12 protein-coding genes are annotated in these 11,805 nt (G+C 64.6%); 10 read left to right on the top strand and 2 right to left on the bottom strand.

Annotated elements, in window-relative coordinates; translation table 11 throughout:
* Window positions 1-45: 45 nt before the first annotated feature.
* Complete coding sequence (locus OA2633_RS05260; RefSeq protein ID WP_009801453.1) at window positions 46-375, top strand: PadR family transcriptional regulator; 330 nt, start codon at window positions 46-48, stop codon at window positions 373-375.
* Window positions 375-962, top strand: a complete 588-nt coding sequence (locus OA2633_RS05255) for a hypothetical protein (protein WP_009801452.1) — start codon at window positions 375-377, stop codon at window positions 960-962. Before OA2633_RS05260 ends, OA2633_RS05255 begins: the two co-directional genes overlap by 1 nt.
* Here OA2633_RS05255 and OA2633_RS05250 read toward each other — a convergent pair.
* On the bottom strand, window positions 946-1,323 hold the full coding sequence (locus tag OA2633_RS05250) for a VOC family protein (protein ID WP_009801451.1): 378 nt from the start codon (window positions 1,321-1,323) through the stop codon (window positions 946-948). The two genes, OA2633_RS05255 and OA2633_RS05250, sit on opposite strands and share 17 nt — an antisense overlap.
* A gap of 92 nt (window positions 1,324-1,415) precedes the next feature.
* Window positions 1,416-3,671, bottom strand: a complete 2,256-nt coding sequence (locus OA2633_RS05245) for a heavy metal translocating P-type ATPase (protein WP_156776121.1) — start codon at window positions 3,669-3,671, stop codon at window positions 1,416-1,418.
* 162 nt (window positions 3,672-3,833) lie between these two features.
* Here OA2633_RS05245 and OA2633_RS05240 point away from each other — a divergent pair, with 162 nt between their 5' ends.
* The 8 genes from OA2633_RS05240 (at window position 3,834) to OA2633_RS05205 (ending at window position 11,762) form a co-directional block, all read left to right on the top strand.
* Window positions 3,834-4,673, top strand: a complete 840-nt coding sequence (locus OA2633_RS05240) for a thymidylate synthase (RefSeq protein WP_009801449.1) — start codon at window positions 3,834-3,836, stop codon at window positions 4,671-4,673.
* 2 nt (window positions 4,674-4,675) lie between these two features.
* Window positions 4,676-5,197: a dihydrofolate reductase gene (locus OA2633_RS05235; protein WP_009801448.1), complete on the top strand. Its 522-nt coding sequence runs from the start codon at window positions 4,676-4,678 to the stop codon at window positions 5,195-5,197.
* Window positions 5,198-5,299: 102 nt separating this feature from the next.
* Window positions 5,300-6,454, top strand: coding sequence for an FtsH protease activity modulator HflK (gene hflK, locus OA2633_RS05230; protein WP_009801447.1), 1,155 nt, complete (start codon window positions 5,300-5,302; stop codon window positions 6,452-6,454).
* Between the two features lie 3 nt (window positions 6,455-6,457).
* A complete protein-coding gene (gene hflC, locus OA2633_RS05225; protein ID WP_009801446.1) occupies window positions 6,458-7,339 on the top strand; it encodes a protease modulator HflC in 882 nt (293 codons plus the stop codon).
* A gap of 159 nt (window positions 7,340-7,498) precedes the next feature.
* The gene (locus OA2633_RS05220; protein WP_040613083.1) at window positions 7,499-8,899 is read left to right on the top strand and encodes a trypsin-like peptidase domain-containing protein; all 1,401 of its coding nucleotides are present in this window, start codon (window positions 7,499-7,501) and stop codon (window positions 8,897-8,899) included.
* 9 nt (window positions 8,900-8,908) lie between these two features.
* Window positions 8,909-9,853 carry a tRNA (adenosine(37)-N6)-dimethylallyltransferase MiaA gene (miaA, locus tag OA2633_RS05215; protein ID WP_009801444.1) on the top strand — a complete coding sequence of 315 codons (945 nt, stop codon included), beginning with the start codon at window positions 8,909-8,911 and terminating at the stop codon, window positions 9,851-9,853.
* Window positions 9,853-10,842: a ketol-acid reductoisomerase gene (ilvC, locus tag OA2633_RS05210; protein WP_009801443.1), complete on the top strand. Its 990-nt coding sequence runs from the start codon at window positions 9,853-9,855 to the stop codon at window positions 10,840-10,842. The genes miaA and ilvC overlap by 1 nt, the downstream gene beginning before the upstream one ends.
* A gap of 128 nt (window positions 10,843-10,970) precedes the next feature.
* Entirely contained in the window at window positions 10,971-11,762 is a 792-nt protein-coding gene (locus OA2633_RS05205) for a TVP38/TMEM64 family protein (protein WP_156776114.1), read from the top strand.
* Window positions 11,763-11,805: the final 43 nt, after the last annotated feature.

Genomic DNA, 11,805 nt, shown 5'->3' with positions numbered 1-11,805 from the left:
AAATGCTATTCGGGACGGGGACTGACACGGGATGAACCAACCGCCATGACAGACAGTGAGGCCAAGCTGGACCGGCAAATGCGCAAGGGGTTGCTGGGTCTGGCTGCCCTGTCTGCGCTCGCGGGTTCGCCGCAGCACGGCTATGCCCTCGCGCAATCGCTTCATGCCGTTTTCGGCGCCTCGATACCTGAAGGCACGCTCTACCCTCTGCTGTCGGGGTTTGAGGCGGAGGGGTGGGTCGGAACCGAATGGGATACCTCACGGCCCGGACCCGCCCGCAAGGTCTACAAGATCACGGAGTCTGGCCGGGAGGCGCTACAGCGTCTCGGGACGCGCTTCGCACACTTGGCCGACGCCATTCAGGAGGGATTTTGATGAACCTTGTCAGAGTTCAGGACCTTGCTGACAAAGCAGCGCGTGTTCATGCACGGGACTGGTTTGATCGCTTCGCAAAAGCCTATGTCGGAGACGCAGTCGCGCGCGACAATGCCCGAGATCAGCTCGAGAGCCATCTGATCGAGGCGCTGGAGTCGGACCCGCAAGCCAGTGTTCAGCGTGTGGATGAAGCCCTTGCGCGTTTGGGCGTGCCCGAAGAGATCGCGGCTGAATGGAGCGAAGCGCCTCTTGAAGCGCCGTCCGGGGGCGCCCGCAGAAAGATGGTCCGTTTTGCGGCCAGTCTGGCGCGCGGAGCATCCGGAATTCTGGCCATGCTGATGCTGGCGGCCGCTCTGGCGCGCATGAGCGATCCGCAGTCCGTGGGGGTGTTCAGGCTCTCTGACGGCGTCTGGCTTCTCGGCACGGCCAACAACCAGAATGTCGAGCAGGACGTGTTGGGCGCTTGGACGATTCCGGTCGCCCTGGCCCTGGCGCTGGCCCTCATGATGGGGGCCAGCGCCGGTCTGGGCCTCTGGAGCGCCATTATGTCATGGCGCAAAAAACGAGGCGTCAGCCCATCTTCATGATGAAGGCGTTGAGCTTGTTGCCGTCGAGATCGCGGAAATAGGCGGCGTAGAACTGGTCGCCGCGCCAGCCCGGCTCGCCTTCACATGTTCCGCCCAGTTCAAGCGCGGTCTTGTAGATCTCGTCCACATGCGCCTCGTCACGGGCCGCCAGAGCCACCATGACGCCATTGCCAACCGTGGCGGGCTCGCCATTGAAGGGCTTGGTCAGGCCAATCCCGGCGCCGCCATCAGGCTTGCCCCAGGCGATGAAATTGCCCGGATCCTCCATCATGCGCGGCGTATCCAGCAGCGCTGCAATGCGGTCATAGAAGACCGCGCTTTTCTCAAGATCATTTGTCCCGATCGTCACATAGCCAATCATGGTGCGTTCCCCATTTGTTCGATAGTGGAGGGAACCACGCGCCCGTTCGTTCGGCAAGTTAATTCGCATGCTCATGCATGGAAAAAACGCGGCTATCCCCTGAAGCCGCGCAGTCTCAGGGCGTTGGCCAGCACGCAGACGCTGGACGCGGCCATGGCGGCGGCGGCGAAGATGGGGGAGAGCGACCAGCCGAAGACAGGGGTGAAAACGCCTGCCGCCAGCGGGATCAGCAGCGCATTGTAACCGAAGGCCCAGACCAGGTTCTGCTTGATGTTGTTCAGCGTTGCGCGGCTCAGGCCCAAGGCGACCGCCACCGCGGCCGGATCATCGCGCATCAGGACGACGTCCGCGCTTTCAAGCGCAATGTCCGAGCCTGAGCCCATGGCTATGCCCACATCCGCCTCGGCCAGCGCGGCGGCGTCATTGATGCCGTCTCCGACGAAGGCGACCGGGCCATAGGCTTTGCGCAGTGAGGCGACGGCCTGATACTTCTCATCCGGCGGGGTCTCGGCCCGGACATCCTCGACGCCCAGCGCCTGACCGACAGCGCGCGCCGGCGCATCGGCGTCGCCCGTGATCATGGCCAGGGTCAGGCCGTGTTCACGCAGGCTGTTCAGCGCATCGAACGCGCCCTTTCGGATCGGGTCGGAGACGCCGAAAGCGGCCTGAAGGTTCTGGCCGCGAGCCAGGACAATCACGGTCACTCCGTGTTCATCGAGCGCGGTGATCGCGTCGGCGAGCGGGTCAAGCTCGACGCCAAGCCGGCGCATGAAGCGTTTGGAGCCCAGGTAGACGGGCTCGCCATCCAGCTCCGCCTTGACCCCGTAGCCGGATTCCGCGGTCCAGTTCTCGAGCGTGGGCAGTGAAAGGGATTTCTCTTCGGCGGCGCCCAGAATGGCGCGCGCAATCGGGTGTTCACTGGTGCGTTCCAGAGCGGCGGCGAGGGATAGCGCCGCCTCTTCGTTCACGGTCCCGATCGTATGAATCGCGGTCAGCGCGGGCTTGCCCTCGGTCAGGGTGCCGGTCTTGTCGAACGCCGTCACGCGCACATCGGACAGGCCTTGCAGCGCCTCACCCTGGCGGAATAGAACGCCCAGCTCTGCGCCGCGTCCTGCGCCCACCATGATGGAGGTGGGGGTGGCGAGCCCCATGGCGCAGGGACAGGCGATGATCAGCACGGCGACCGCCTTGACCAGCGCTTCGCTCAGACCTGCTTCGGGCGCCAGCGTCAGCCAGGCGAAGAAGGTGACGAGCGCGATGGCGATGACGGCGGGCACGAAATATCCCGTCACGCGATCCACCAGGGACTGGATGGGCAGTTTGGCGCCCTGAGCCTGCTCCACCATGGCGATGATCTGGCTGAGCACCGTATCCGCGCCAGTCCGGCCGGTGCGGATGACAAGGGCGCCTTCGGCGTTCATCGACCCGCCGACCACCGCATCACCCTTGGATTTATGAACCGGGATGGGTTCGCCGGTCAGCATGGATTCGTCCACATAGGACTGGCCGCTTTCCACTTCGCCATCCACGGGCAGACGTTCGCCGGGGCGCACATGGACAAGATCGCCCGGCGCCACCTCATCCAGGGACAGCTCGACAGTCGATCCGTCCCGATCCACGCGAGCGGTTTGCGGGCGCAGGCCGATCAGCTTCCTGATCGCAGCGCTGGTGCGGCCCTTGGCGCGCGCCTCCATGTACCGGCCTGCAAGGATCAGCGTCGTGATCATCGCGGCGGCTTCGAAATAGACATGGCGCGCATCGACCGGGAACAGCTCCGGCGCCAGCAGGACAAGCGTGGAATAGGCCCACGCGGCGCCAGCGCCCAGCGCGACGAGCGAGTTCATTTCGGGCGCCCGGCGCAACAGCGCCTGGCCGCCAAGCGTGAAGAACCGACGCCCGGGGAAGGCGAGCACCAGAGAGGTCAGCACGAACTGGATCGACCAGCTCAAGGTCTGTCCCAGCGTGGACATGATGAGATGATGGAAGCCGGGGATCATGTGCCCGCCCATCTCCAGCACGAAGACCGGCAGCGTCAGCAGAACGGCTAGGATGAGCTGACGCTTTAGATCAGCTTGTGCTGCGGCTTTTTCCGCTTCCTCGCGGGCGGCGCGATCGGGGGCCGGATCATAGCGCTCGGCCTTGAAGCCGACGCTCTCGACCGCCGCGATCAGTTCGGCTTCATCCAGATGGTCGCCCGTTATCTGGGCGCGGGAGGTGGCGAAGTTCACATTGGCCCGCTCGACGCCTTCGGCCTTGGTCAGAGCCGTCTCCACCTTTCGCACGCAGCCTGCGCAGCTGAGGCCGGAGAGAGACAGGGTGAGAGCGGAAGGGGTGGGTGTCTGGGTCATGCCGATCAGATCGTTGCTCGCGGCATCCAATGCAAGTGCTTCAAGATGAAGACTGGCTGCGGTTTATCCGCGCAAGAGCGCGGTCCGGCCTGTCAGCGCGGCCTTTATCGAATCATCAGCCGGGTTAGACTTCGACCCGACCCCGGACCGAAGGAGATCGCCATGGTGCTCGCAGACACGCCCAAGCCTTATCTCGGCTCTCCGATCGAGCGCGCCTATCTCGATCTCCTGCACGAGATCATGGAAACGGGCGAGGACCAGACCGACCGCACCGGCACCGGCACGCGGGGCGTGTTCGGGCGTCAGATCCGCTGTGATCTCAGCGACGGCTTTCCGCTCCTGACCACCAAGAAGGTCCATTTCAAGTCCATCGCGGTGGAGCTTCTGTGGTTCATCAAGGGCATCACCAACGTCAAATGGCTGCAGGAGCGCGGCGTCTCGATCTGGGATGAATGGGCGGACGAAAATGGTGAGCTCGGCCCGGTCTACGGCAAGCAATGGCGCCGCTGGGAAGGCCCGGATGGGCGTGAGATCGACCAGCTGGCGGGCCTGATCGAGCAGATCAGGCAAAGCCCGGACAGCCGCCGCCACATCATCAGCGCCTGGAACCCCGCCGACGTACCCTCCATGGCGCTGCCCCCCTGCCATACGCTGTTCCAATTCAAGGTGCTGGGCGGGCGCCTGCACCTGCAGCTCTATCAGCGCAGCGCGGACATGTTCCTGGGCGTGCCGTTCAATATCGCAAGCTACGCTCTGCTGCTCGCCATGGTCGCGCAGGCGACCGGCTATGAGCCGGGCGAGTATGTGCATACCTTCGGCGACGCCCACATCTATTCAAACCATTTCGATCAGGTGCGCGAACAGCTCTCGCGCGATCCGCGTCCTCTGCCGACGCTGAAGCTCAACCCAGAGATTACCGACCTCTTCGCCTTTGAGTACGAGGACATCACGCTCGAAGGCTACGACCCTCACGCGCGCATCTCGGCGCCGGTAGCGGTGTAGGCATGACCCACATCAAGCTCGCAATTGTGGTCGCGGTTGCAAAGAACGGCGTTATTGGCCGGGACGGCGATCTGCCCTGGCGCATCCCGTCCGACCTCAAGCGCTTCAAGCAAGTCACGCTGGGCAAGCCGGTCGTCATGGGGCGCAAGACCTGGGACAGCCTGCCGCGCAAGCCCCTGCCGGGGCGAGCAAACTTCGTCATCAGCCGGTCTGTGACGGCCGCAGCGGGCGCTTATGTCTTCGCCGATGTTGAGGCCTGTCTTGAGGAAGCGCGCGGCGCGGCGGTCGAGGCGGGGGTGGATGAGGTCTGCCTGATCGGCGGGGCGCAGCTCTACGCCGATCTGTTGCCGAAGGTGGACCGGATCTATCTCACCGAGGTGGATCTCGAGCCTGAGGGCGATGCAGGCTTTCCCGATCTGTCGCCCGAAGAGTGGCGCGAGGTGAGTGCGGAGACGGTCGAGGCGGCTGAAGGCGATGATGCGGGCTTTACGCTACGGGTGCTGGATCGCGTCCGGGCGTCATAGCGCAGCATCCCGATACCGGTTTTACTTGAACCGGAGGCGCGGACCCGCCAAATACTCATATACCGAATAAAACACGAAACCTTATAACCAGCGGGGAGATTCATGCCCTGGAACGACAATGCAGGCGGCGGCGGCCCTTGGGGCTCCGGCGGCGGCGGTCAGAATAACAACAACCCCTGGGGGCGCGGCCCCAACGGTCCGGGTCGCGGCCCGAACGGCGGGGGTCAGGAACCTGATCTTGAGGAACTGGTGCGCCGGTTCCAGCAATGGCTGGGCGGCAAGGGTCCGCGCGGCGGCGGTCGCGGGGGTTCCGGCAAGGGCGGATCCGGTGGCGGCGTGGTCGGCGTCGTGGGCGCCCTCATCGTCGTGGGCGTTATCACCGCAGCCTCGGTCTATCAGGTCGGTCCTGGTGAAGCGGGCGTGGTTCAGCGCTTTGGCGAATATGTCCGCACCGCCGGCGCGGGCCTTCGTGTGAAGTTGCCCTATCCGATCGAGACTGTTGAGACGGTGAATGTCACCGAAATCCGCTCGATCACGATCGGCACCACGCCGCAGGAAGCCCTGATGGTCACCCGCGACGAGAACATCGTGGATCTGTCCTTCACGGTGCAGTGGCAGGTCGATCCGACCCGCGTGCGTGATTACGTCTTCAATGTCCGTGACCAGCGCGCGATGGTTCAGGCCGTCTCGGAAAGCGCCATGCGCGAAGTGGTCGGCACCTCGGATCTGCAGCCGATCATCGGTACGGGCCGGGGCGAGGTCGCTCAGCGCGCCGAAGAGATCATTCAGGACACGCTCGATCTTTACGAAGCCGGCATCCAGGTGGTGGGTCTGCAATTGCAGGAATCCGCGCCGCCGGAAGATGTGATCGCCGCCTTCCAGGACGTCATCAGCGCCGAACAGGATGCTGAAGCGAACGCCCTGCAAGCCACCGCCTACGCCAACCGCATCGTGCCTGAAGCCCGCGGTGACGCCGTGCGCCTTCTGGAAGAAGCGCGCGGTTATCGCGATCAGGTGGTTGCCGAGGCGCAAGGTCAGGCTGATCGCTTCAATGCGATCTATGACGAATACGCCCAGGCGCCGGATGTCACCCGCGAGCGGATGTATCTGGAGACCATGGAACGGGTGCTCGGTCGTTCGGAGCTGCTGATCCTCGATCAGAACGGCAACGGGGCGGTGCCCTATCTGCCGCTCGATCAGCTCGGTCGCAATCGGGGCGACGCCAATCGCGCCGCAGGTTCGGGTCAGGGAGGCTAAGCCATGAGATTTCTCACGATCGCCTTTGGCGTCATTCTGGTCGCAGTCCTGATCGCCGCGGCCACCGCCACCTATACAGTCAACGAACGCCGCTCCGTGCTGGTGCTGCGCTTTGGTGATCCGGTCCGGGTCATCAACGAGATCGGCGACGATGAAGCCGGCCTTCACTTCAAGCTCCCCTGGGAAGAGGTGCTGCAGTTCGATCGCCGCAATGTCGAGTTCGACATGCGTCCGCAACAGCTGCAGGCCGGCGACCAAGAGCGTCTCGAAGTGGACGCCTTCCTGCGCTATCGGATCGTCAATCCGCTGCGCTATTACCAGACTGTGCGCAATGAGGCGGGCGCCAATGCCCGTCTGGGTTCGATCATGGAAGACGCGCTGCGCGCCGTGGTCGGCTCGATTTCCTCTCAGGACGTCATCTCCGGCCAGCGCGCCGAGCTGATGGACCGGGTGGAGCGGTCCGTGGACGCCGCGGTGACCCGCGCCGATCTCGGCATCGAGGTCATCGATGTGCGCATCCTGCGCGCCGACCTTCCCAATGAGGTCGAGGAGCGGGTCTTCCAGCGCATGCGCTCGGAGCGTCAGCAGGAAGCAGCCCGCATCCGCGCTGAAGGTGAGGAACGCGCCCGTCAGATCCGCGCCTCTGCGGATCGCGAACAGACGGTCATCCTGGCGAACGCCCGCGCTGATGCGGACCGTATCCGCGGTGAAGGCGACGCCCAGCGGAACGCCATCTATGCGGCGGCCTATGGCCGTGATGCGGAATTCTTCCGCTTCTATCGCTCGATGATCGCCTATGAGACGGCTCTGCGTGACGGCACGCCCATCGTGGTGGCGCCCGATAGCGCCTTCTTTGACTATTTCGGCTCCCAGGACGGTCGTTAACGACCTGTTGAGAGTTGAATTCAGGGATCGGCCGGGCGCAAAACGCCCGGCCGTTTCACTTTTTGGGCTTCAATGTCAGGTCTGCGCTTGGCGGGGTAGGGGCGGCGCCGTTAAGAGTTGTGGCCAGATACAAGAGACTTCTGACCACGGGGAATGTTCATGCGCGTGCTTGCCGCTGCGATCTTTGCTCTGGGCCTGGCGCTGGCGTCGGCGGCGATGGCTGCAGCGCAGCCCAATGACGGCTTTGCGGATCTCAATGACCGCTTGAGCCCGGCCGTGGTCAATATCGCCACCGCCCAGCGTGTGGGCGGCGAAGAAGGCTCGCCCCTGTTTGCGCCGGGCACTCCGCTTGAGCGCTATAACGACCTGTCGGGCAATCGGCTACGCATGCAACGTTCGCTGGGGTCGGGCTTCATCATTGATGCAGAGGGCATCGTCATCACCAATCACCACGTCATCGCCGGTGCGGACGAGGTGGAGGTCGTCCTGCAGAACGGTCTGGTGCTGGACGCCCGGATCGTGGGCAGCGATCCGGCGACGGATATCGCGGTCCTGCGCGTTGACCCGGAAGAACCGCTGCCCGTCGTGCAGTTCGGCGACAGTGAGCGCGCGCGCGTTGGCGAATGGGTGGTTGCGATCGGCAACCCGTTCGGTCTGGGCGGGTCATTGACTGCCGGCGTGATCTCGGCGCGCGGGCGCGAGATCGGCGGCGCCTATGACGATTACCTGCAGACCGATGTCGCCATCAACCGCGGCAATTCCGGCGGTCCGCTGTTCAACATGGACGGCGATGTGATTGGCGTGAACACGGCGATCTTCTCCCCCACCGGCACGTCTGTGGGCATCTCCTTCTCCGTGCCGAGCGCCATCGCCGTGCCGGTCATTGATCAGCTGATCGAGTATGGCGAGACGCGCCGCGGCTGGATCGGCGTCAATGTGCTCGAAGTGACCCGCGACATGGCCCAGGCCATGGGCCTGAACGAGCCGCGCGGCGCGCTTCTGACACGCATTGATCCTGAAGGCCCTGCAGCGGACAGCGGATTGGAGGAAGGCGACGTCATCCTCGCCTTTGACGGGCGTCCTGTCGCCGATGACCGTGTCCTGCCGCGCATCGTGGCCGAAACCGAACCGGGATCGCGTGTGGATGTGGAAGTGTTCCGCCGCGGAGAGGCCCTGACCCTGCCCTTGAATGTGGAGCGGCTGGAGGAAGACAATCGCCCCACACCGCCCGCCGGCGCCGAGCTGGATGAGGACAGCGCCGCGGCGGCGATCGAGGGTGATCTCTTCGGCATGACGCTGGAGCCCATCTCTGACGCCCTTCGCCGCCGTTATCGCATTCCCACTGACGCCAGCGGGCTCGTGGTCACCGAAGTTGATCCCAACAGCGATGCAGCAGGCAAGGTGCGTCCGGGCGATGTGGTCGAGGAGATTGCCTGGACCCGGGTTGAAGGTCTTGCCCAGGCGCGGGAGCTGGCGGCCCGCGCCGGCGCAGACGGCGCGCCTGTGCTGTTCAGCCTGAACCGTCAGGGTCAGTACGTGCTTGAAACCCTGCGCCGCTAGAGCATTCTAGTGGGGTCCAAGCCTGATATCCTGTTCCTCGCCGGGCCGACGGCGTCCGGCAAGAGCGCCTTGTCCCTGCATGCGGCGCGGGCGCTCGATGGCGAAGTCATCAATGCGGATTCCATGCAGGTCTATGACGGGCTGGGGGTGATCACCGCGCGTCCCGAATCTCATGAGATGGGGGGAGTTCCTCATCACCTCTTCGGCGTCATCGATCCATCAGAGCGCTGCTCGGTCGGGCGCTGGGCGAAGCTGGCGCTCGAAGCCATCAGCGATGTCACCGGTCGCGGCAAGCGCGCGATACTGGTGGGCGGAACAGGGTTGTATTTCAAGGCGCTGGTCGACGGGCTCGCACCGACGCCAGACGTCCCGGAGGCCGTCATATCGGAGGTCAATGCGCTCTATGCGCGCGGCGGTCTGGACGCGCTGCGTGAAGCGGCGCACGCGCTCGACCCGGTCGGCGCGGCCCGGATCGAGGCAGGCGATCGCCAGCGCCTGATGCGTCTGATCGCCGTGGCCAGGACCAGCGGTCGCCCGCTGTCGGAGATCCAGGCCGAGACGCGTCCCCTGATCGAGCCGGACCGCGCTGTGGGCGTGGTGATCGCTCCGGACCGGGACGGGCTGTATGGCCGGATCGAAGCCCGTTTTGACCAGATGGTGTCGCATGGCGCATTGGAGGAAGCCCGCGCCATCGCCGAGCGGCGGCTGGCGGCGGATTTGCCCGCCATGAAGGCGGTCGGCTTGCCGCCCCTGATCGCCCATGTCCAGGGACGGCTCGACCTTGACGAAGCCATCGCGCTCGCCAAGCGTGATACGCGCCGATACGCCAAGCGCCAGTTCACCTGGTTCTCCAATCAGCATCCGGACTGGGTGCGGGTAAACTCGCTTGATCCTGTGACGGCCAGGGCCGAGCTGGACCAGATTCTTCTGACGCCTTTCTTCGGAGCCGCATGATGGCTGAACCGCTTTACCAGAACGATCTCGATCTCGGGCCGCTCAAGACCGAGACCATCGCGATCATCGGCTATGGCAATCATGGCCGCGCCCACGCGCTCAATCTTCGCGATATGGGGGCGGAGAGAGTCCTGATCGCGCTGCGGGAGGGCTCGCCGTCACGCGCAAAGGCGGAAGCGGACGGGTTTGACGTCGTCTCCATGGCCGAGGCGGCCCGGCGCGCCGACATGCTGTCGCTTCTGGCGGCGGATGAAGCCCATGGCGAGATCTGGCGCGAGCATATCGCCCCGTACTATCGCCCGGGCATGACGCTGCTGCTGTGCCACGGCTTTTCCATTGAATACGGCGTGATCGAACCGGCTGACGACATCGATGTGGTGTTGGCGGCCGCCAAGGGACCGGGCGGGGCGGTGCGCTCGAGCTTTGAGAAGGGCGGCTCGCTGATCGGTTTCTGGGCCGTGCACCAGGACGTCACAGGCAAGGCCGAGGCCCGGGCGAAAGCCTATCTGGGCGGGCTCGGCTGCGGACGCGCGGGCGTCTACACGACCACGTTCGGCGAGGAAGCGCTGGCCGACATTCTGGGCGAGCAGGCGGTGCTTGTGGGCGGCGTTTGCGCGCTGGCGCGCGAGGGCTATGAACAGCTTGTCGCCGCCGGGATCAGTCCGATCATGGCCTATATCGATACCGTACACGAGATCAAATACATCGCCGATCTGATCCAGTCCCGCGGCATTGCAGGCATGTATGAGGCCATTTCGGATACCGCCGAATTTGGCGCGCATGAGGTGGAAGGCCCGATCCGGGAGGCCGTGCGCCCGGTGTTTGAAGCCATCGTCAAGGACGTCACCGCGGGCGATTTCGCCCGACGCTGGGTGGCGGACTACGAACAGGGGCGGGCCGGGCTGAAGGCCATGCGCGACAAGGCGTCAGAGCATCCGCTGGAAGACACGGGCAGGCTTATCCGCCGGTCGTCCAGCTTCGGAGACTGAGGGTCTTAAGCGAAATCATTGCGGCGCCCGATTGCCTGCGGTGTAAAAAGGCGTATGCGTACCGCCGCCTCGCGCCGGATGGATGACTGTCCGGGGGCGAGGGGCCCCTGTTGCCGGATATGACCGCCATGAACCCCCTTGTTCGCTTCTTCACCCGGATGGACGCCCGCGCCGCCCGCGCGATCTATATCTCGCTGGGTCTGTTTGCGCTGGTGCTCGCCATCTTTCTCACGGGCAAGTTCGTGCTCGATATCGAGCCGGGCCAGATCGGGACCTGGTTCGAGAGCGCGGCGGACCAGTGGTACGCCCTGCCGGCGACCATTCTGATCTTTACCGTTCTGGCCTTTGTCGGCGCGCCGCAATTCGCGCTCATCGGCGCGGCCGTGTTCGCCTTCGGTCCGGTGATGGGGTTCGCCTATTCGTGGATCGCGACGATCTGTTCGGCGACCGTGACCTTCTATGCAGGCCGTCTCGCAGGGGCTGACGCCGTGCGCCGGTATGGCGGCCAGACCGTCAATCGCATCTCCGAGTTTGTCGGCCGCAACGGCTTTTTCGCCTCCATGATCGTGCGAATCGTTCCGAGCGCGCCCTTCATCGTGGTCAATATGGCGGCCGGTGTTTCGCGTATGAGCTATTTTGCATTCATCGGCGGACTGGCGGTGGGGGTCCTGCCCAAAACCGCGCTTGTGGTGTTTGCAGGCGGAGGGCTGATGTCGCTTCTGTCCGGGGGCGGATGGCCCGCAATCCTTGCGCTCATAGGGATTGTCGCGGTCTGGATCGTGTTCATGCTGATGGCGCGCCGCTGGCTGCGCGGGCCAGCAACAGAGTTGAAAAATCCCGTGGAAGACTCAACCGGCGCTGAAGCTGAGGCGGGTGAGCGGCTTGCAATCAGTGACGCGCCATCGCACAAGGAGTCATGATACTTGCCCTAGCGCGGCGACTCGCCTGCTGCGCCTGACAGAC

This window comes from Oceanicaulis sp. HTCC2633 (genome assembly GCF_000152745.1).
Lineage (GTDB): Bacteria > Pseudomonadota > Alphaproteobacteria > Caulobacterales > Maricaulaceae > Oceanicaulis.
This window is presented reverse-complemented; position numbering and strand designations above follow the sequence as displayed.